The sequence below is a fragment of the Mycobacterium kyorinense genome (genome assembly GCF_002101735.1).
GTDB classification, from domain to species: Bacteria; Actinomycetota; Actinomycetes; order Mycobacteriales; family Mycobacteriaceae; genus Mycobacterium; species Mycobacterium kyorinense.
Genome location: NZ_LQPE01000106.1, coordinates 119,145 through 139,602 on the forward strand (window position 1 = coordinate 119,145; position 20,458 = coordinate 139,602).

A 20,458-nucleotide genomic window follows, 5' to 3' on the forward strand; every position below is an offset into this window, starting at 1 on the left:
AACTCCAATCTCTAGATGGCGCAGGCGGCGCGGGCGCCGTCTTCGGTGGCTTTGCGGATCAGTCCCAGGCCGGTGCAGTCGCCGGCGGCGTGTATTTCGGTGTCGGGCATGGCAGTTACCAGTGCGTCCAACAATGTGGTGTCGGGTTGCGGGGTGCCGGCGACGACGACGGTGTCGGCCCGCAGGCGGCGCGTGGTTCCGCGATCCGGCGTGAAAATCACGGCGTCTTCGGTGATCTGTTCGACGGCGGCCCGGACGTGGACTGCGACCCCGAGGCGGTCGAGGCGGTCCATGTGTTCGGTTCTGCGTTTGAGGCCCACTTCGGGGGCAATCGCCTTGCCGGACTCCAAGATTGACACCAGGCGGTCGCGGGCGGCCAGGAACTCGGCCAGCTCGAGCGCCACCAGGTCGCCGCCGATGATCGCGACGCGCCGGCCGACGGGCATCCAGGCGTGGGTGGCTTTGCGCATCAGTGTCGGGCGGATCAGCCGCTGCCTGCGCCCGGCAAACATCTCGCGCAGCGCCGGGCCGGTCCGCACATGCGGAAGATCGGCGCCGGGAATTTCGGGAACCGTGACTTTGCCGCCGGTTGCCACGATGATGCTCTGCGGCGCGAGGCCTGCCACGTCGGCAGCTGAAACGGCATGATTCAACACGACTTTCGCGCTGCTGCGGGCGATCTCGTCGCGCAGGTACCGTAGGAACGGCTCGTTCTCCGGGTGCAGCACCGCCGCCCAGAGCAGCGCACCGCCCAGCTGGCCGTGGCGTTCGAACAGCGTCACTCGATGCCCGCGTTCGGACGCGACGCGGGCAGCTTCCAGACCGGCCGGGCCGCCGCCGATCACCATCACCCGCTTTGCTTTCGTGGTATGCCCCGGCGTCAGCTCGCGCTCTTTGCCGGTGCGGGGGTTGACCGCGCAGTCGACGGAGAACCGCTGTTCCATTGCATCGATGCAGTTTTCACACGAGATGCACTTGCGGATCCGACGGGCCTGACCTGTTTGCAGCTTGCGGGGCAACTCGGCGTCGGCGAGCAGCGGGCGGCCCATCGCGATGAAATCGGCGCGCCCGACGGCCAGGATCTGTTCCGCCCGGGCCGGATCGTGGATCCGCCCGACGGCGATCACCGGCACGTCGACCACTTCTTTGACCGCGGCCGCGGCGCCGACGTTGAGTGCGTCGCCGTCATCGGCGCCGTTGACCATCTGCGTGACCAGCCGGTCGATCACTCCGCCGCTGACGTGGAAGGCGTCCACCCCGGCGGCCACCAGTTGCGGTGCCACCTGGGCGGTTTCGTAGATGGGACGGCCGCCGGCGACCCGCTCGTATCCGGAAATCCGCAGTGTGATCGGCAGCGCGTCGCCAATCTCGGAGCGGATCGCCGCCAGCGTCTCCAGGACGATGCGCAGGCGGCCCCGCACCGAGTCGCCGCGGTAGTCGTCGGTGCGCCGGTTGCGTTGCGGGGCAAGGAAAGAGCCCAGCAGCATGTAGCCGTGCGCGGCATGCAGCTCGATGCCGTCATAGCCGGCCTCGGCGGCCCGTCGCACCGCGGCTTTGAACAGGTCGAGCACCTCGGTGAGTTGCTCGGTGGTGATCTCCGCCGACGGCCGCCCGGTCAGATACGACGGGATCACCGACGGTCCCAGCGACGTCACGCCGTGCATCTCGGGTCCCAAGCCGTCGGGCCCGGCGTGCACGATCTGCGGCTGGATCTTGGCGCCGTGTTCGTGCACCGCCTCCACCAGCCTGCGGTGTGCGTCGACGGCGGCGTCGGTGCCGAGATGCAGCCCGCCCGGTGTTTCGGGATGCCGGTGGTCAACCCCGGTGGCGCCCACCGTGATCAGCCCGACCCCACCTTGGGCGCGGGCGGCGAAGTAGTCGCAGGTGCGTTGCGACGGCAGGCCCTCCGGGGTGCCGTACATGGTTTCCATCGGCGACATCACCAGCCGGTTGCGCAGCGACATGTTGCCGATGCGGCCCGGCGCCAGGAGGTGGCGAAAGGAGTTCACCGGCTGAAGCGACCCGCGAAGGCGCGCAGTGGCAGGTCGGCACTGGTGAGGATGCCGGGCGGCGCGTCGACAACCGCCCGGATCGCGTTGAGCGCGGGCATGCCGGTGACGGTCATGCCGATCGCCGCGAACGACTCGACCGACGAGAAGTCGGTGCCCGGCTTGGGCAAAATCAGATGCTTGCTGTAGATGCAGGGGTCACCCTGGATCTTGGTGACGTAGCAGCCCTGAATGTCCCAGTGCGGGTTGGTATGTGGCGTCATCTGCCATTCCAGATGCAGCTCCACCCGCGGCACCCCGTCGACGGTGCCGACGTACTGGAACGCTGCACCGCCGACCGACCCGGCCGGCAGCCGATACCAGCCGAGGTCGACGTCCTTGGTGCAGGCACCCAATTCGTAGTGGAAGGTGACCTCGTCGAGCGCGATGTCGAGGCAGTCGGCCATCAGCCGCACGCCGTCTTCGAACACCCGGGTGCCTTGCTCCAGCAGCCGTGGCACCTCGGGGTCGTCGACGGGGCGGCCGAACCCGCAGTTGGCCCACGTCGGTGCCGAGTGGTGGCACGACACGTCGACCGATTCGATGCAGGTGACGTTCTCGATGTCGGCCACGTCGGCGCTGTGCACGATCGTCAGGATCTGCGCCAGACCGGGATTCATCCCGGTGCCGTAGAAGCTGGACCGCCCGCGCTGGCAGGCGTCCTGGAAGACTTCGGCTTCGGTACGGCCGTCCGGCAACCGGTGGTTGGTGTTGCGGTGGTGACCGGTCACCCAGTCCGCGGTGGTGACGACGTTGATGCCGGACTCGAGCACCCGTTCGTAGAGCGCCAGGTCCGGCCACACCCCGTGGAAGGTCACACAATCCGGGCGTGCGGCGATGATCTCGTCGACCGTCCCGGTGGCCAGCACCCCAAGCGGCTCCATGCCGGCGATCTCACCGACGTCGCGGCCCACCTTCTCCGGCGAATAGCAGTGCAGACCAACCAGTTCCAGGTCCGGGTGCCGGCCGATCCGTTTGATCATCTCGGTCCCGACGTTCCCGGACGCCACCTGGAACACCCGCAGCGGGCCGGCCATACCGCTACCGGTCGTCGTCGGTGTAGCGGATGACGCCACGAATGTTCTTGCCGTCCAGCATGTCCTGGTAGCCGTCGTTGATCTGCTCCAGCTTGTACTGGCGGGTGATCATGTCGTCGAGGTTCAGCTTGCCCGCCTTGTACATCGACAGCAGCTGCGGGATGTCGTACTGCGGGTTGCCGCCGCCGAAGATGGTGCCCTGCAGGTTCTTTTGCATCAAGGTCAGCATCGCCAGGTTCAGCGTGACCTGGTTGTCGATCAGGCTGCCGATGGCGGTCAGCACGCAGGTGCCGCCCTTGGCGGTCATGATCATGTAGTTCTCGACGTCGGCCCCGTGGAGTTCGCCGACGGTGACGATCACCTTCTTGGCCATCAGGCCGTAGGTGATCTCCATGATGCCCGCCAGCGCGGCGTTGATGTCTGGATAGACATGGGTGGCACCGAATTTCAGCGCCTGGTCGCGCTTCCACTCGACCGGGTCGATCGCAAAGATGTAGCGGGCGCCGGCGTTGACCGCTCCCTGCAGCGCGGCCATGCCGACACCGCCGATGCCGACGATGGCCACGTCGTCGCCGGGGCGGATGTCGGCGGTGCGGGTGGCCGAACCGTAACCGGTGGTGACGCCGCAACCCACCAGGGCCGCCACCTCGAACGGCACCGACGGGTCGATCTTCACCACCGAACTCTTGTGCACCACCATGTACGGGGAGAACGTGCCCAGCAGGGTCATCGGGTAGACGTTTTGGCCGCGCGCCTGAATGCGGAAGCTTCCGTCGGAAACCGACGCGCCGTTGAGCAGCCCGGCCCCCAGGTCACACAGGTTGCGCATGCCCGCCTGACATGTCTGACATTTGCCGCAGGACGGGATGAACGACAGCACCACGTGATCGCCCACCGCGATGTCCTCGACACCGGGGCCGACCTCCGTGACGATGCCCGCACCCTCGTGACCGCCGAGCACCGGGAAGCCCGCCATCGGGATGCCGCCGGTGACCAGGTGGTGGTCGGAGTGGCACATCCCGGCCGCTTCCATCTGGATCTTGACCTCGTCCTTGCGCGGGTCACCGATCTCGATCTCCTCGACCGACCACGGCTGGTTGAACTCCCAGAGCAGCGCGCCCTTTGTTTTCACCGCGAACCTGCTTTCAACTAGTTGGTGGGGACCTGTGCGACAGCGTAGTGACGTGGGTCACCACAGCGGAACCGGGGCCTTACCTAGCGGGTAGTAGCCCGGTAGCTTCTCGCCGGCAAGGCTGCGTTCGATTCGCTTTTGCATGCCCTTGGACAACTTGCCGGCCTTCATCAAGTCCATGTACAGCGTCTGGACGTGGCCGAAGTCGAAGAAGTCGCGCTGCCATTCGATGAGCTTGTCGGCGTTCAGCCGAAACCAGCTGCCGCCGATACCGTAGATCTCCTGTTGGCCGCCGTCGCCGTCGACAACCACCTGCTTCCAGAAGCCGACGATCTCGCCTTGCCGGTCGTCGATGATGACCTTCTGATACGGGTACTGCCAGTTCTCCAGGCCCTCCATCTCCAAGCCCAGGGCGATGTCGCGGATCTCGTCGATCCCCACGCACATCACGTCTTCCTTGGGCCCGATGTTCCAGCCGTAGGTGGCCTCGGGTGCGTAGAAGTCGGCCAGCGGCTTCCAGTCGCCCGCCTTCTCGCAGTCCTTGTTGGCTGCAAGCCAGCGCTGCACCCAGTCGTCGAGCTCGGCGCGGGGAAATGAGGCCATGGTCAGTCTTCTTTCTCTTCGATGGACAGAGCCTGGGTGGGACAGGCCCACACGGCTTGCTCGATTTCCTTGCGGGCCTCCTCAGGCGGCTCGTCGTCGAGGATTTCGACCTGGCCGCGCTTGGGCACCCGGAAGTAGTCGGGTGCCTCCAGCTCGCACATCGCGTGGCCCTGGCATAGATCCAGGTCGGCTTTCACCCTGTAACCCATCTCAGCTCCTGCGCCGGTAGCGCACCGTGGCCGGCTGAGCCAGCTGCACCACCATCTTGGAATGGTCGTTGCGGTAGCTGTCCGATGGCTGGGTCATCTCGAATTCGTACTCGCGCAACAACACCGAGAAGATCGCCTTGATCTGCATGGTGGCGAACGCCGCCCCCACGCAGCGGTGCCGGCCCGCGCCGAACGGGATCCACGTCCAGCGGTTGAGCAGGTCCTCTTGTCGCGGCTCTTCGTAGCGCTCCGGCACGAAGCTGTCCGGGTCGGGGAAGTCCTCGGGGATGCGGTTGGAGATCGCCGGTGACGCCGCGACGAAATCGCCTTCGTGAATCGGGTAGCCGCACACTTCGAATTCGCCCTTGGCCACCCGCATCAGGATGATCAGCGGCGGATGCAGCCGCAGCGTCTCCTTCAGCACGTTCTCCAGCCGCGGAATCTGGCGCAGCGCATGAAAACTCACCGACTGGCCATCGCCGTAGAGCTCGGTGAGCTCCTCGAGAACGCCCGCATAGACGTCCGGGTGGCGCATCAGCTCGATCAGCGTCCACGACGCGGTGCCCGAGCTGGTGTGGTGGCCGGCGAACATCAACGAGATGAACATGCCGGTGACCTCGTCGGCCGAGAACCGGGGATTGCCGTCGTCGTCCTTGATCGACACCAGCACGTCGAGCATGTCCCGTTCGCTCTTGTCGGCCGGCGGGTTCGCGATCCGCTGGTTCATGATGTCTTGGACCAACGCCACCAACCCTTTTCGGGCCTCGTCGCGGCGACGGAAGCTCTCGATCGGCAGGTACGGATCGACGTAGCACAACGGGTCGGTGCCGCGCTCGAGCTCGTGGTAGAGCTGGGCGAACCGGTGGTCGAGTTGCTCGCGGAACTTACGCCCGATCAGGCAGGCGGTGGAGGTGTAGATGGTCAGCTCGGCGAAGAAGTCCAGCAGGTCGATTTCCCCTGTGTCGCCCCAGTTTTCGATCATCCGACGCACTTCGCGCTCGATTGTGACGGCGTGGCTTTTCATGTGCTCGCCGCGGAGCGCGGAGTTGTGCAGCATCTCCTTGCGCCGCTCCGGGCTGGCGTCGAACACCACGCCTTTGCCGAAGATCGGCGTCATGAAGGGATAGGCCTCGGCCTGGTCGAGTTCTTCGTCGCTGGACCGGAAGAAGAACTCGTTGGCTTGCGCGCCGGACAGCAACACCACCTGCTTGCCGGCGAGCTGGAACCAGCCGACGTCGCCGCATTCGTCACGGACGCGTTTCATCAGCCCGATCGGGTCGGTGCGGAATTCCCCGAGGTGGCCGTGCTCCTCCTCGCCACCGGATACCCGCGGAACTTCTTTGAGCTCTTGGCTTGTCACGACTCCTCCGGATACTTCAGTTGCTTGCGTTCGGCGGGTGCGCCGGCCAGCGGCGCCTCGGGTTGGATCTCCATCGAGGTGATGAACCCGCCGCGCGGCGTTTCGGCGACGAATGCGATCGCCCGGGCGAGGTCGGACGCGCGCAGGAAGTAGTCGTGGCGGGCCTGGCCCCATTTGGCCCAGTCTTCGAGCATCGGGCCGATGGACTCCGGCGGCAGGCTCCAGCCCATGCCGGTCTTGGTGGGCCCCGGATGCACGATCGAGGCCCGCACGCCGGTGCCCTCGAGTTCCATTTGCAGGTTGGTGACCATCGCCGTCAGCGCCGCTTTGGCCGCGCCGTAGGCGCCCATGTGCGGGCGCTGGCGCAGCGCGACGTCGGACCCGACGAAGATCAGGTCGCCGCGTTGACGTTCCAGCATGCCCGGCAGCACCGCGGTGGCAAGCCGGTTGGCGCCAATCAGATGGATCTGCACCTGGGATTCGAAGACGTCGGTGCTGATTTCGTGCAGGCGACCGAAGAACGTGTCGCCGGCGCCGGTGATCAGCAGCTCGATGTCGCCGAGTTGCTCGGTTGCCTGGTGCACGAACGATTTGACCGACTCGGGTTCGGTGACGTCGAGGTGCAGCGCGACGGCTTCGCCGCCGTCGGCTTTGATCTTGTCAACCAGCTCTTGGCATTTCTCGACGCGGCGGGCGCCCAGGGCGACCGGGAAGCCGCGACCGGCGAGCTCGACGGCGGTTGCGGCGCCGATGCCCGACGACGCCCCGGCGACGATGGCGGGACGGCGGGCCGGATGTGGTTCGAAGCGAGGCATTTACACGGTCTCCACGGTGATCGGCAAGTGGGCGAATCCGCGTACGTTGCTGGAGTGGACGCGGACGGCGTTGTCCTCGTCGACGTCGTAGCCGCGGATCCTTGTCAACAGTTCGCTCAGTGCCACTCGCGCCTCCATGCGGGCCAGGTGCGCGCCCAGGCAGAAGTGTGCGCCGCTGCCGAAACTAACCAGCTTCGAGCCGATGTCGCGGCCGATGCGGTATTCGTCGGGGTTGTCGAACACCCGGTCGTCGCGGTTGGCGGAGCCCGGGAGCAGCAGTAGCACATCGCCTTCGGGGAGCATGGTGTCATACAGCGTAAATTCCTGCGCGACGGAGCGTGCCAGGATCTGGCTCGAGGTGTCGTAACGCAGCGTCTCTTCGACCCACAGCGGGATCCTCGAGTGGTCGGTGTACACGGTCGCCAGCTGGTCGGGATTCTTGAAGCCCCAATATGCTGCGTTCGCAAGCAGTTTGGTGGTGGTCTCGTTGCCGGCGACCACCATCAGGAACAGGAACGCCATGATTTCCTCGTCGGTCAGGCGGTCCCCGTCGATTTCGGCCTCCAGCAGCGCTGACGTCAGGTCGTCGCTGGACTTCTTGCGGCGCTGGGCGACCATGTCAGCGTAGTACACCATCAAATCGGCCGAGGCCTGGATCGCCGACGGCGGAACGTCGGCCAGCCCGTCTTCGCGGTGCATGACGCCGTCGGCCAGTTCGCGGATGTGGGCCCGGTCGGGTTCGGGTACGCCCATCAGCTCGGAGATGACGTCCATCGGTAGCTTGCCGGCGAATTCGGCGATGAAATCGAAACTTTCGGACTGCAGCGCAGCGTCGAGGTGCATGCGGGCCAGCTCGACCACCCGCGGCTCGAGTTCGCGAATCCGCCGCGGCGTGAAGCCCTTGGAGACAAGCGTGCGTAGCCGCAGATGCCCTGGGTCGTCCATCGCGAGAAACGACATCACCTTGTGCGCGTCGGGGGTGCGGGAGACCGGATCCAGCGATACGCCATAGGCATTCGACAGCGCGGTGCTGTTGCGGAAGCCTTGCAGCACATCGTGATGGCGTGACAAGGCCCAGAACTTCAGCTCGTCGTTGCGGTACAGCGGGGCCTCGTCGCGCAGCCGCCGGTAGTACGGGTAGGGATCCTCGTGAAAGTCGTAATCGTAAGGGTCAAGCACTAATTCGGGCGTCTCTACAGTCATCTGCGCCGCTCCTCCTCATCGCTCCGCTCTGCATCGTCGCCGGCGCGAGTCATCTATCTTCTCCCAAGATCAGGCTCACCACATAGCCCAGCCGGTCGGCGATCTGGTGGTAGCTGAACGCGCCGCTTCCGGCCTGCACCAGCGCGCCGAAGAACGTCATCTCGAGTGCGGCCACCGTCCGTGGGTCGGCCTCCGGGCCGATCGCCGATGTGACGCGGCGATGGATCTCCGCGCCGATCCGGTCGCGCACGGTGCGCACCGCCGCATCGGCCCCGCCGCCGAGCAGCGCCGTCGTGCAGGCCGCGGCGACCTCGGGTTCGTCGGCGACCACCAGCGCCAGATGCCGCAGCGCCTTGTCCACGCGCACCGGCATCGGATCGTTGACGTCGGTGAAATACGGCACCTGGCGGACCAGGTCCAGATAGACCTCGGCGATCAGGTGGTTTTTCGAGGAGAAGTAGGTGTAGGCCGTCGCCGGGGCCACCTTGGCGCGAGCGGCGACCGCGCGCACGGTCAGATCCGCGTATGACTTCTCCCGCAGAACCTCGATGCCGGCCGCCAGCACCTTGCGGAAGGTTTCTTCCTGCCTGCGGTTTCGCGGCGCTTCACTGGCGTGGCGATCGGCGTCTGACGTGATCGCCGCCACTGCATCGCTGGACACATGTCCAGGCTAACGGAAGTCGATAGGGACAAGCAAGCCCGCAGGACAAACGCCGGGCACTTGCCCGGCTGGCCGCCCGACGGCTATGGTTCGACTGGACTATTCCGGACAAGTGTCCATCGCAATGAGGCGGGAGCGGAAGATGGCGTTACTGGCCGACGGAGCGAGTGCTCTGCTCATCGACGGAAAGCTGTCGCCCGGCAGTGCGGGTACCTTCCCGACGATCAACCCGGCCACCGAAGAGGTGCTGGGAACGGCCGCCGAGGGCACCGCCGACGACATGGGCCGCGCCATCGAGGCGGCGCGGCGCGCTTTCGACGACACCGACTGGTCACGCAACACCGAGCTGCGGGTGCGCTGCGTGCGCCAGTTGCGCGATGCAATGCGCGAGCACCTCGAAGAACTTCGCGACATCACCATCTCCGAAGTCGGCGCGCCGCGGATGCTCACCGCGAGCGCCCAACTCGAGGGACCGATCGACGACCTGGCTTTCAGCGCCGACACCGCCGAAACCTATTCGTGGAACTCCGATCTCGGTGAGGCCGCCCCGCTGGGCATCCCCACCCGGCGCACGATCGCCCGCGAAGCCGTCGGCGTCGTCGGCGCCATCACGCCGTGGAACTTCCCGCACCAGATCAACTTGGCCAAGCTCGGCCCGGCCCTTGCCGCCGGCAACACCGTCGTACTGAAACCCGCCCCCGACACCCCGTGGTGTGCGGCGGTGCTCGGCGAGCTGATCGTCGAGCACACCGACTTCCCGCCCGGCGTGGTCAACATCGTCACCTCCAGCGACCACAGCGTCGGCGCGCTGTTGGCCAAAGATCCTCGGGTGGACATGATTACGTTCACCGGATCGACGGCCACCGGCCGCAGTGTGATGGCCGACGCTGCCGCCACGATCAAGAAGGTCTTCCTCGAGTTGGGCGGCAAGTCGGCGTTCCTGGTGCTCGACGGCGCCGACCTGGGCGGCGCGGTCTCGGTGTCGGCGTTCTCGGCGTGCGTGCACGCCGGGCAGGGCTGCGCGATCACCACGCGGCTGGTGGTGCCGCGCTCGCGCTACGACGAGGCGGTCGGTATCGCGGCGGCCACCATGTCGTCGATCAAGCCCGGCGACCCGACCGACCCGGGCACGGTCTGCGGCCCGCTGATCTCGGAGCGGCAGCGCGATCGCGTGCAGGGCTACCTGGATCTGGCTGTGGCAGAAGGTGGTTCGTTCGCATGCGGCGGCGGTCGGCCAGCCGACCGGTCGACCGGATTCTTCATCGAGCCGACGGTGATCGCCGGGCTGGGTAACGACGCCCGGGTCGCCCGGGAGGAGATCTTCGGGCCGGTGCTCACCGTGATCGCCCACGACGGCGACGACGACGCGGTGCGCATCGCCAACGATTCGCCGTACGGGTTGTCGGGCACCGTCTTTGGCGATCCGGAGCGCGCGGCGGCGGTGGCGTCCCGGTTGCGGGTGGGCACGGTCAACGTCAACGGCGGCGTCTGGTACTCGGCGGACGCGCCGTTCGGCGGCTACAAGCAGTCCGGCATCGGCCGGGAGATGGGATTGCTCGGCTTCGAGGAGTACCTCGAGGCCAAGCTTGTTGCGACGGCGGTTTAAGGCGCCGAGTGTGTGCTTGAAGCACGCCCTGACGCGAAAAGCGTGACCCAACCCCACATTCGGCGGAGAGGAAGAGCATGAGATTCGAGAACAAAGTGGCCATCGTCACCGGGTCCGGCGGCGGCATCGGCCAGGCGTATGCCGAGGCGCTGGCTCGCGAAGGGGCAGCCGTGGTAGTGGCCGACATCAACGCCGAGGCGGCCGAGGGCGTGGCCAAGCAGATCACCGCCGACGGCGGCACAGCGCTGGCTGTGCCGGTCGACGTCTCCGACCCGGCTTCCGCCAAGGCGATGGCCGACCGCACGCTGTCGGAGTTCGGCGGCATCGACTACCTGGTGAACAACGCGGCGATATTCGGCGGCATGAAGCTGGATTTCCTGCTCACCGTCGACCCCGAGTACTACAAGAAGTTCATGAGCGTCAACCTCGACGGCGCGCTGTGGTGCACCCGCGCCGTGTACAAGAAGATGGCCAAGCGCGGTGGCGGCGCGATCGTCAACCAGTCGTCCACCGCGGCGTGGCTGTACTCGAATTTCTACGGACTGGCCAAGGTCGGCATCAACGGTCTGACCCAACAACTTTCGCGTGAGTTGGGCGGTCAGAACATTCGGATCAACGCGATCGCGCCGGGCCCCATCGACACCGAGGCCAATCGGACCACCACGCCCAAAGAGATCGTCGACGACATTGTCAAGGGTCTTCCGTTGTCGCGGATGGGAACTCCCGAGGATCTGGTCGGCATGTGTCTGTTCCTGTTGTCCGACGAGGCAGCGTGGATCACCGGACAGATTTTCAATGTCGACGGCGGACAGATCATCCGGTCATGAGCGAACAGATGAAGCTCGGTTACATCGGGCTGGGCAACATGGGTGCACCGATGGCCAAACGGCTGGTCGACTGGCCGGGCGGGGTCACGGTTTTCGATGTCCGCACCGAGGCGATGACGCCGCTGGCCGAAGCCGGCGCCACCCTGGCCGACAGCGTGGCCGACGTCGCGACCGCCGACATCATCAGCGTCACCGTCCTCGACGACGCACAGGTGCGCGAGGTCGTCGCCGACTTGGCGGGCAATGCCAAGCCGGGCACCGTCATCGCGATCCACTCGACCATCAGTGACACCACTGCCGTAGAGCTCGCCGATGAGCTGAAACCCCAGGGCATTCACATCGTCGACGCGCCGGTCAGCGGTGGCGCCGGTGCCGCGGAGAAGGGCGAGTTGGCCACCATGGTGGGCGCCGAGCGAGATGTCTACGAAAAGATCAAGCCGGCGTTCAAGCAGTGGGCGTCGCTGGTCATCCACGCCGGCGGGCCGGGCGCCGGGACGCGAATGAAATTGGCCCGCAACATGTTGACATTCACCTCGTACGCCGCGGCCTGTGAGGCGATGAAGCTGGCCGAGGCGGCAGGACTGGACCTGCAGGCACTGGGCCGGGTGGTGCGTCACACCGACGCCCTCACCGGCGGGCCGGGGGCGATCATGGTGCGCGACGACATGAAACCCCTTGAGCCAGACCACTTTCTGTATCAGCCGTTCCTGCACACCCGCGGGCTCGGCGAGAAGGATCTGAGCCTGGCGCTGGCATTGGGCAAGGCGGTCTCGGTGGAGTTGCCGCTGGCCGAGGTGGCCCGGCGCAACCTGGCCGCCGGCCTCGGCTTGCCGCACTCGGACGAATAGGAGAGGCCATGGACGAGTTACGCCGCAAAGGGTTGGCGAAGATGAACGAGGTCTATGGCTGGGAGATGCCGAACGTCGAGGGCGACGCCTACTTCGACCTGACCGTCGACCACCTGTTCGGCAGCATCTGGACCCGACCGGGATTGTCGATGCGGGACAAGCGCATCATGACGCTGACCGCGGTGACGGCGATCGGAAACCGCGACCTCGCCGAGATCCAAATCAACGCAGCGCTCCTCAACGGCGAACTCACCGAGACCGAACTGAAGGAGATGGCCGTCTTCCTCACCCACTACCTGGGGTTCCCGCTGGGGTCGGCGCTTAACGGCGCCGTCGACGCCGTCGTCGCAAAGCGCAAAAAGGGCGCCGGAGAGGACAAGAAGGCCAACGTCGACGCCGCCGTGAAGATGCACAAGGGCGAGTAGTTACGGAGTGACCGCCGACGCGACCCAGCGACGCAGATAGCGGCGCAGCTCCCCACCTTCCCGCGGCGGTCGGCCGGGGTCGATGACGAACGACTGGATGATGCGCAGCAAGTGCTCACCCAGCTCATCCAAATCGGCGTCGTCCAAACCCGCTGCGGCCCAATCGACGTCGAATCGCCGCAGCATCGCGTTGGCGAACTGCAGGGCCACGTCCGACGTGACGTCCGCGGTGAACGCATTGTGGCGGTCGGGCGCAAGCAGCAGTCCGATGTGTTTGTCGTTCGGCAGCCATTCCAGCGCGGTGGCGATTCCCTCGGTGACCGCATCGACGGGATCGATGATTCCCGACAGGTGTGCAGCCAACCGGTCGAGGAAGCCGGTCGCTGCCTGCGTCGCAGCCGCGACCAGAAGCGCGTCGGTGCTGGGGAAGTACCGGTACACCGTCTGACGGGTAACCCCGAGCGCGCGTGCCACGTCGGCGATGCTGATGTCGGCGCCGCGTTCGTCGATGGCCTTGCCGGCCGCGGCAAGGATGCGGTCGACGGCCTCCTCGTCGGATGCCGGGGTTGCGCCGGCCCAGCCGTGGGTGCGCACTATCCGTGATAGGAGACTTGCAGGTCTTTGATGCCGTTGATCCAGCCGGACCGAAGTCGTTCCGGTTCCGCGATTTTGGTGATGTTCGGCAGCTGGTCGGCGATCTCGTTGAAGATCAGCTTGATCTCCATGCGGGCCAGGTTGGCGCCGATGCAGTAGTGGGCGCCGTTCCCGCCGAAGCCCAGGTGCGGGTTCGGGTCGCGCAGGATGTTGAACTCGAACGGCCGGTCGAAGACTTCTTCGTCGAAGTTGGCCGAGCTGTAGAACAGGCCGGCCCGCTGGCCTTCTCGGATCGTGACGCCACCGACCTCGACGTCTTTGCGGGCGGTCCGCTGGAAGCAGTGCACCGGCGTTGCCCAGCGGACGATTTCGTCGACCGCGGTCTCCGGCCGCTCCCGCTTGTAGAGCTCCCACTGGTCGGGATAGTCGGAAAACGCGTTGATGCCGTGTGTCATGGCGTTGCGGGTGGTCTCGTTGCCCGCGACCGCCAGCAGGATGACGAAGAACGCGAATTCGGTTTCGCCCAACGATTCTCCGTCGATGTCGGCCTGCACCAGCTTGGTGACGATGTCATCGGCCGGGCAGCGCCGGCGTTCTTCAGCCATGGTGTAGGCGTAACCCATCAATTCGGCATTGGCGGTGGTGGGGTCACTGTCGAAGTCCGGGTCGTCGGTGTTCATGATCGCGTTGGTCCACGCGAACAGCCGCTCGCGGTCGGCCTCCGGTACCCCGATCAGGTCGGCGATCGCCAAGAGAGGCAGCCGCATCGCGATGTCGTCGACGAAGTTGCCGGAGTCCTTCTCGGCCGCGGCCCGCACGATGTCGCGGGCGGCCGATGCCAGCCGCTCCTCGAGGGAGGCCACGGCGCGCGGCGTGAACAGCCGGGAGACCAGCTTGCGCAGCCGGGTGTGCTCGGGCGGATCGTGGTTGATCAGCAGCGCCTTGGTGAGCTCGAGCTGCTCGGCAGTCACCCCGTCGGGCAGCCGCATCACGGCGCCCTTGGCGTTGGTGGACCACAGGTCGTTGTCCCGGGAGATGTCCTTGATGTCGCGGTGGCGGCTGATCACCCAGTATCCGCCGTCGTCGAAGATGTTGGAGCCCGGCGCCTGCGCGTTCCACCAGACCGGGGCGGTCCTGCGCAGCTGAGCGAACTCCGCCACCGGCATTCCGCGTTTGAGCAGGTCGGGGTCGGTGAAGTCGAAGCCCGCCCCGAACGGACAGGCACGCTCGATTGTCGTCATGTGTCGCCGCCTCCCTGAGTGATCTGACGCACATCCCAGTGTCCAGACCATACACATGGCTGTCAAGTGTATGGCCGTGGGCCGCTATAGGCTCAGCCTCGTGCGCGTCCTGGTGATCGGTTCCGGTGCCCGTGAACATGCGCTGCTGGTGGCGCTCGCCAAGGACCCTCAGGTCGACCTGCTGGCCATCGCGCCGGGCAACGCCGGCACTGCGGCCGTGGCCGACCAGCACCAGGTGGACATCACCTCGGTGGACGAGGTGGTGGGCCTGGCGCGGCGCGTCGACGCCGATCTGGTCGTCATCGGTCCCGAGGTTCCCTTGGTGCTCGGCGTGGCCGACGCCGTGCGCGACGCCGGCATCGCCTGCTTCGGGCCCAGTAAGGCCGCCGCACGCATCGAGGGCTCCAAGGCGTTCGCCAAGGACGTGATGGCCGCGGCCGGTGTGCGCACGGCCTCCAGCGAAATGGTCGACAACCCAGCGCATTTGGATGCCGCGCTGGACCGGTTCAGCGGGCAAGCCGCCTGGGTGGTCAAAGACGACCGGCTGGCCGCGGGTAAGGGCGTGGTGGTGACGCAGGACCGGGCGGTCGCGCGCTCACACGCCGCCGGTCTCCTCGAGGCGGGGCACCCGGTGCTGTTGGAGTCCTACCTCGACGGCCCCGAGGTGTCGCTGTTCTGTGTCGTCGACGGCAAGACCGTGGTCCCGCTGCTGGCGGCCCAGGACTTCAAGCGTGTCGGCGACGGCGACACCGGCCCCAACACCGGGGGGATGGGGGCCTACGCTCCGCTGCCGTGGCTACCGGCCGACACCTACCGCGACATCGTCGCTCAGATCGTGGAACCCGTTGCGGCCGAACTGGTTCAACGGGGCTGCCCGTTCTCCGGGCTGCTGTACGCCGGGCTGGCGATCACCTCCAACGGGCCGTCCGTCATCGAATTCAATTGTCGCTTCGGCGATCCGGAGACGCAGTCGGTGTTGGCACTGCTGGAATCGCCGCTGGGACAGCTGCTGCACGCGGCGGCCACCGGCCGGCTGGCCGACGTCGGGGAACTGCAATGGCGCGACGGCGCCGCCGTCACGGTGGTGCTGGCGGCGGAGAACTATCCCGGTCGGCCCCGGCTGGGGGATGTCGTCGCCGGCGCCGACGCCGACGGGGTGCTGCATGCCGGGACGGCCCGGCGCGACGACGGCGCGATCGTGTCGTCGGGCGGCCGCGTGCTCTCGGTGGTGGGTACCGGCGCGGATCTGGCCGCCGCGCGCGAGGCCGCTTATCGCACGCTCAGCTCAATTCGCTTGCCGGGCGGTCACTTTCGCAGCGACATCGCGCTGGCCGCCGCGGAGGGCAAGATCCGCGTCTAGAACCCGGCGGCTTGGCCGTCGCGGCGGGGGTCGCTGACCGCAAGGTAGCCGTCGTCGAGCCGCCAGATCGCCTGGCAGCTGCCGAACTGGTTGTAGTCGTCCACGGCGACCAGTTCATGGCCGCGCGAACGGAGCTCGTCCAGTGTCGACGGTGGGAAACCGATTTCGCAGGCGACCTGGTTGCCGTGCACCCAACGGAACCGGGGACCGTCGCAGGCTGACTGGGGGTTCTGGCCGTGATCGACGATCCGCGCCACCACCTGCACATGACTCTGCGGCTGCATGGTGCCGCCCATCACCCCGAAACTCATCACCGCAGCGCCGTCCTTGGTCATGAAGCCGGGGATGATCGTGTGATACGGCCGCTTGCTGGGCCCGACCTGGTTCGGATGCCCTTTGGTGACAACGAATTCCGTGCCTCGATTCTGCAGGGCGATCCCGGTGCCGGGCACCACCACCCCGGACCCGAAGCCCATGTAGTTGGACTGGATCATCGACACCATGACTCCTGACGCGTCGGCGGCGGTGAGATACACCGTGCCGCCGCGCGGCGTTCCGGCGGAGGCGGGCCGGGCCCGTTTCGGGTCGACCAGCGCTGCCCGCTGCGCCAGGTAGTCCTTGTCGAGCAACTGCTCGGGACGCACCGGCATGTGATCGATGTCGGCCACATAGGCCTGCGCGTCGGCGAAAGCCAGCTTGATCGCCTCGATCTGCAAATGCATGCTGTCGGCCGAATCCGGTGGGTACGAGGCCAACTCGAACTGCTCGAGGATGCCCAGAGCGATCAGGGCGACGATGCCCTGCCCGTTGGGCGGGATCTCGTGGATGGTGTAGCCGCGGTAGCCGGTGCTGATGGTGTCGACCCAGTCGGCGCGATGGTCCGCGAGATCGCCGGCACGCATGGCGCCGCCGCACGCCGCCGAATGCTCCTCGAGTGCGGCCGCCAGTTCACCGCGATAGAACGCCTCGCCATTGGTGGCGGCGATCTTCTCCAGCGTGGTCGCGTGGTCGGGCAACGTGACCAGCTCTCCGGCGTGCGGCGCCCGGCCGCCGGGCATGAACACGTCGGCGAAGCCGGGTTGCGAGGCGAAGATCGGCACCTGCGCGGCCCACTGCGCCGCGATGGTCGGCGAAACGAGAAACCCGTTGCGGGCGTAGGAGATTGCCGGCTCGAAGAGGCGGTCAAACGGCAGCCGTCCGAACTTGGCATGCAGTTCGACCCATCCCGACACCGCGCCGGGCACGGTGACCGAATTCCAGCCAAGGGCGGGAACGGGGTTGCCGCCGAAGTACTCCGGAGTCCAGGACGCGGGCGAGCGGCCGGAGGCGTTCAGGCCGTGCAGCCGTTGGCCGTCCCAGACGACGGCAAACGCGTCGGAGCCAATGCCGTTGGAGACCGGTTCCACCACGGTCAACGCGATGGCGGCGGCGACCGCCGCGTCGACCGCGCTGCCGCCGTCGGCGAGCATCCGCAGGCCGGCCTGAGCGGCCAGCGGTTGCGAGGTGCACACCACGTTGCCTGCAAGCACGGGTGTTCGCGGCCACGGGTAGGGGAAGTCCCAACCGAACGGCACGGTCACCGTCGGATCGTAAGCCTTGGCGGCGACCCCGACTTATCGTCGTCGCTACGGTAATTGTTACGATTGGCCGCATGCCGAAGCCCGTCATCGTCAGTGCCGTCCGGACCGCAATCGGGACATCGTTCAAAGGTTCACTGGTCAACACCCCAGCGGAGGTGCTGGCCACCACCGTGCTGCAAGAGGTGGTACGGCGATCCGGACTGGAGCCCGCCGCTATCGACGACGTGATCTTCGCCGAATCCCATTACGGCGGTGGTGATCTGGCCCGCTATGCCGCGGCCGCGTCGGACATGGTGTCGGTGCCCGGGCAGGCCGTCAACCGGCACTGCGCCGGCAGCCTCACCGCCGTCGCCAACGCCGCCGCGCAGATCGGCTCCGGCGTCGAGCGCGTCGTGGTCGGCGGGGGCGTGCAGTCGCTGTCGACGGGCCCGCTGATGAACTGGCGCATCCCCGGGCCGAAGCTGGAGTTCGAAGAACGCTGGATGCCGCCCACCCACGTCGAGACCCCGGATGCCCCCACTCGCGACATGTCGATCACCGTGGGCTGGAACACCGCCCAGGCGGTCGGCATCACCCGCGAGGAGATGGACGCGTGGGCGCTGCGGTCGCACCAGCGTGCGATAAAAGCGATCGATGAAGGCAAGTTCGCCGACGAAATCGTGCCGCTGAAAATCCAAACTCCCGACGGCGCATTGGTGGAGTTCAGCGTGGACGAGCACCCGCGTCGCGACACCAGCATGGAGAAGCTGGCGTCGCTCAAAGTGCTGCACCCAGAAATCGAAGGATTCTCGATCACCGCGGGCAACAGCAGCGGCACCAACGACGCCGCGGCCGCTCTCACGCTGGCCGACGAGGAGTTCGCCCGGTCCGCCGGGCTCAGCGTGCTGGGCAACGTCCGGACCTGGGCATCCGTCGGCGTCGAACCGAGAGACACCGGCCTGGGCGCTGTGCGGGTGATCGGCAAGGTGCTGCAGCGGGCCGGCTTGTCGCCCGCCGACGTCACGTTGTGGGAGATCAACGAGGCTTTCGCCTCGGTGCCGATCGCCGCCTGCCGTGAGTACGGGCTCGACGAGGATCGGGTCAACATCTACGGCAGCGGGTGCAGCCTGGGCCACCCGATCGCGGCCACCGGCGCGCGGATGCTGACCACGCTGGTGCACGAGTTGGGCCGTCGCGGCGGCGGGATCGGGGTCGCCGCGATGTGTGCGGGCGGCGGTCAGGGCGGCGCTGTCGTCGTCGAGGTGTAGACGCCGGGCATCTCGCTACGCCGTGAGCAGCGGCGCCATCCAGGTCAGTTCGGCCGGGAGCTGCGAACTCCAGAACGATGCGTCGTGCCCGCCGGGCGAAAACCCGCCCGCCGGCGGATTGGGCAGCTGGGCGACGAACTGCTTCGTCGCGCTGTAGAACGGGTCGCTGTTGCCGCAGTCCACCCGAATCGGGATGGACGCCAGCGCAGGCATTCCGAACACCGAGTTTGCCGACCAGTCGTCGGGGCCGTCGAACGCGCCGGGCGCCGCCGCGCCGGGTGACAACCACAACGCCGGGCTCACCGCGCAGATCGCGGCGGTGCGGGCCGGGCCGAGCCGCCCGCCGAGCAGCAGCGCGCCGTAGCCGCCCATCGACCAGCCCAGAAACGCCACCCGCGACGTGTCGAGTCCTTGTGTGTCCAGCATCGGGATGAGCTCGCCCAGCACCATCGCTCCCGAGTCCTCACCGGAAGCTCTTTTGTGCCAATAACTTCCGCCGCCGTCGACGGCGACCACCGCGAACGGCGGCAATCCGGCGTTGACGGCCTGGGCCAGGCCCTGCTCGACACCGCCGGCCATCACAGTGGACGCGTCAGAGCCCTTGCCGTGCAGGGCGATCACCGGACGCAGTGCCTTGGTCTGGCCGGGTGGCCGGGCGATCGCCCAGTTGGTCGTGACGCCGCCGCGCGCCGCCGACACAAACGAACCGGTCGACATCGTCGGCGCCGCAGCCGCAGCCGGCTCCAGCGGAGGCGGCGGAACAAGTGGAACCCCGGTGGCGGTCATCGTCACCGGCGTCGACGCGGAGGGCTTGACGGGAAGCAGGCTGTCCAGCGCGTAGGCGCCGAGCGCTCCCGCCGCCGCGCCGGCGCCAAGGCGCAGGACAGCGCGACGGCTCAAATTTTGCATGCGGCTCATCATAAAGCGGTGGTCCTGTGGGCGTTTGTCCGAAAGGGCAATGCGGCCCCTGCCCGACTGGCAGCATGACTATGCGTGACAGCAGCTGTCACTCCCAAGGGAGAACGTCGGCGGTACGCGCTGGTCAGCGCGGCTGCTGAGCTGTTGTGCGAAGGCGGGTTCGAAGCAGTGCGGCACCGGGCGGTCGCGCGCCGGGCGGGCCTGCCGCTGGCGTCAACCACCTACTACTTCTCGTGTCTGGACGACCTGATCGCCAGCGCCGTATCGCATGTCGGGATGCTGGAAGTGGCTCAGCTGCGGGCCCGGGTCGCAGGGCTGTCGCGGCGCCGCCGCGGCCCGGAGACAACCGCCGACGTGCTCGTCGACCTGCTCGTCGGCGACGAGTCCGGCCCTCGCCTGACCGAGCAGCTGATTTCGCGCTATGAGCGCTATATCGCCTGCGCCCGGCTGCCCGCGTTACGCGACATCCAGCGCCGAAACCTGCGCCAGCGCGTCGACGCCGTCGCCGAGGCGATCGAGCGGTCGGGACGCTCGGTGCGGCTCGAGCTGGTGTCGGCGCTGATTTGCGCGGTCGACGGCGCGGTAGTCTCGGCGCTGGTCGACGACCAGCAGAATGCGCGGGATGTCGCGCGGGCCACGGTGATCGACATCATCGACGTGCTGGCGCCGTTCGACCAGCGGCCCGTACAGATTTGAGCCCACGGCCGGTCTCGTTGGCGGGCACTGTGACAACGCCGGGGGAGG

General features: G+C 67.2%; 20 protein-coding genes. 7 read left to right on the forward strand and 13 right to left on the reverse strand.

Annotated features, from left to right (window positions below; all coding sequences use genetic code 11):
* Positions 1 to 11: 11 nt before the first annotated feature.
* Genes AWC14_RS13085 through AWC14_RS13125 form a run of 9 tightly spaced genes read right to left on the reverse strand, consistent with a single transcriptional unit; the run spans position 12 to position 9,068 of the window.
* Positions 12 to 2,009 (reverse strand): oxidoreductase, encoded by a 1,998-nt coding sequence (locus AWC14_RS13085; protein ID WP_082632521.1) that lies wholly within the window; start codon positions 2,007 to 2,009, stop codon positions 12 to 14.
* A complete protein-coding gene (locus AWC14_RS13090; RefSeq protein ID WP_045384769.1) occupies positions 2,006 to 3,085 on the reverse strand; it encodes an NAD(P)H-dependent amine dehydrogenase family protein in 1,080 nt (359 codons plus the stop codon). Before AWC14_RS13090 ends, AWC14_RS13085 begins: the two co-directional genes overlap by 4 nt.
* 4 nt (positions 3,086 to 3,089) lie before the next feature.
* Positions 3,090 to 4,217 carry an NDMA-dependent alcohol dehydrogenase gene (locus AWC14_RS13095; protein WP_045384767.1) on the reverse strand — a complete coding sequence of 376 codons (1,128 nt, stop codon included), beginning with the start codon at positions 4,215 to 4,217 and terminating at the stop codon, positions 3,090 to 3,092.
* A gap of 57 nt (positions 4,218 to 4,274) precedes the next feature.
* Entirely contained in the window at positions 4,275 to 4,820 is a 546-nt protein-coding gene (locus AWC14_RS13100; RefSeq protein ID WP_045384765.1) for a nuclear transport factor 2-like protein, read from the reverse strand.
* Between the two features lie 2 nt (positions 4,821 to 4,822).
* A complete protein-coding gene (locus AWC14_RS13105; protein ID WP_045384764.1) occupies positions 4,823 to 5,029 on the reverse strand; it encodes a ferredoxin in 207 nt (68 codons plus the stop codon).
* A 1-nt stretch (position 5,030) separates the two neighbouring features.
* Complete coding sequence (locus tag AWC14_RS13110) at positions 5,031 to 6,389, reverse strand: cytochrome P450 (protein WP_057003328.1); 1,359 nt, start codon at positions 6,387 to 6,389, stop codon at positions 5,031 to 5,033.
* On the reverse strand, positions 6,386 to 7,204 hold the full coding sequence (locus AWC14_RS13115; RefSeq protein ID WP_045375678.1) for an SDR family oxidoreductase: 819 nt from the start codon (positions 7,202 to 7,204) through the stop codon (positions 6,386 to 6,388). The genes AWC14_RS13110 and AWC14_RS13115 overlap by 4 nt, the downstream gene beginning before the upstream one ends.
* Positions 7,205 to 8,407 carry a cytochrome P450 gene (locus tag AWC14_RS13120; RefSeq protein WP_057003327.1) on the reverse strand — a complete coding sequence of 401 codons (1,203 nt, stop codon included), beginning with the start codon at positions 8,405 to 8,407 and terminating at the stop codon, positions 7,205 to 7,207.
* Positions 8,408 to 8,456: 49 nt separating this feature from the next.
* The gene (locus tag AWC14_RS13125; protein ID WP_045375683.1) at positions 8,457 to 9,068 is read right to left on the reverse strand and encodes a TetR family transcriptional regulator; all 612 of its coding nucleotides are present in this window, start codon (positions 9,066 to 9,068) and stop codon (positions 8,457 to 8,459) included.
* Positions 9,069 to 9,210: 142 nt separating this feature from the next.
* On the opposite strand from AWC14_RS13125, the gene AWC14_RS13130 reads away from it, so the two are divergent.
* The 4 genes from AWC14_RS13130 (at position 9,211) to AWC14_RS13145 (ending at position 12,774) form a co-directional block, all read left to right on the forward strand.
* Positions 9,211 to 10,674 (forward strand): aldehyde dehydrogenase, encoded by a 1,464-nt coding sequence (locus tag AWC14_RS13130; protein WP_045375734.1) that lies wholly within the window; start codon positions 9,211 to 9,213, stop codon positions 10,672 to 10,674.
* Positions 10,675 to 10,751: 77 nt separating this feature from the next.
* Positions 10,752 to 11,501 carry an SDR family oxidoreductase gene (locus AWC14_RS13135; RefSeq protein WP_045375685.1) on the forward strand — a complete coding sequence of 250 codons (750 nt, stop codon included), beginning with the start codon at positions 10,752 to 10,754 and terminating at the stop codon, positions 11,499 to 11,501.
* Entirely contained in the window at positions 11,498 to 12,349 is an 852-nt protein-coding gene (locus AWC14_RS13140) for an NAD(P)-dependent oxidoreductase (RefSeq protein ID WP_045375687.1), read from the forward strand. The genes AWC14_RS13135 and AWC14_RS13140 overlap by 4 nt, the downstream gene beginning before the upstream one ends.
* A gap of 8 nt (positions 12,350 to 12,357) precedes the next feature.
* Positions 12,358 to 12,774 carry a carboxymuconolactone decarboxylase family protein gene (locus tag AWC14_RS13145; RefSeq protein ID WP_045375688.1) on the forward strand — a complete coding sequence of 139 codons (417 nt, stop codon included), beginning with the start codon at positions 12,358 to 12,360 and terminating at the stop codon, positions 12,772 to 12,774.
* Here AWC14_RS13145 and AWC14_RS13150 read toward each other — a convergent pair whose 3' ends face one another.
* Positions 12,775 to 13,368, reverse strand: a complete 594-nt coding sequence (locus AWC14_RS13150) for a TetR/AcrR family transcriptional regulator (protein WP_045375690.1) — start codon at positions 13,366 to 13,368, stop codon at positions 12,775 to 12,777. It lies immediately after the preceding gene.
* The gene (locus tag AWC14_RS13155; RefSeq protein ID WP_045375692.1) at positions 13,368 to 14,609 is read right to left on the reverse strand and encodes a cytochrome P450; all 1,242 of its coding nucleotides are present in this window, start codon (positions 14,607 to 14,609) and stop codon (positions 13,368 to 13,370) included. Before AWC14_RS13155 ends, AWC14_RS13150 begins: the two co-directional genes overlap by 1 nt.
* 100 nt (positions 14,610 to 14,709) lie before the next feature.
* Here AWC14_RS13155 and purD point away from each other — a divergent pair, with 100 nt between their 5' ends.
* Positions 14,710 to 15,969 carry a phosphoribosylamine--glycine ligase gene (purD, locus tag AWC14_RS13160; protein WP_045375736.1) on the forward strand — a complete coding sequence of 420 codons (1,260 nt, stop codon included), beginning with the start codon at positions 14,710 to 14,712 and terminating at the stop codon, positions 15,967 to 15,969.
* Here purD and AWC14_RS13165 read toward each other — a convergent pair.
* Positions 15,966 to 17,549 (reverse strand): gamma-glutamyltransferase family protein, encoded by a 1,584-nt coding sequence (locus AWC14_RS13165; protein ID WP_045375694.1) that lies wholly within the window; start codon positions 17,547 to 17,549, stop codon positions 15,966 to 15,968. The two genes, purD and AWC14_RS13165, sit on opposite strands and share 4 nt — an antisense overlap.
* Positions 17,550 to 17,620: 71 nt before the next feature.
* On the opposite strand from AWC14_RS13165, the gene AWC14_RS13170 reads away from it, so the two are divergent.
* Positions 17,621 to 18,796, forward strand: a complete 1,176-nt coding sequence (locus tag AWC14_RS13170) for a thiolase family protein (RefSeq protein WP_045375696.1) — start codon at positions 17,621 to 17,623, stop codon at positions 18,794 to 18,796.
* Positions 18,797 to 18,811: 15 nt separating this feature from the next.
* On the opposite strand, the gene AWC14_RS13175 is transcribed toward AWC14_RS13170, so the two are convergent.
* Complete coding sequence (locus AWC14_RS13175) at positions 18,812 to 19,717, reverse strand: alpha/beta hydrolase-fold protein (protein WP_045375698.1); 906 nt, start codon at positions 19,715 to 19,717, stop codon at positions 18,812 to 18,814.
* A gap of 72 nt (positions 19,718 to 19,789) precedes the next feature.
* Between AWC14_RS13175 and AWC14_RS13180 the strand changes: the two genes are divergently transcribed.
* Complete coding sequence (locus tag AWC14_RS13180) at positions 19,790 to 20,410, forward strand: TetR/AcrR family transcriptional regulator (protein ID WP_045375700.1); 621 nt, start codon at positions 19,790 to 19,792, stop codon at positions 20,408 to 20,410.
* The last annotated feature ends 48 nt before the right edge of the window (positions 20,411 to 20,458 follow it).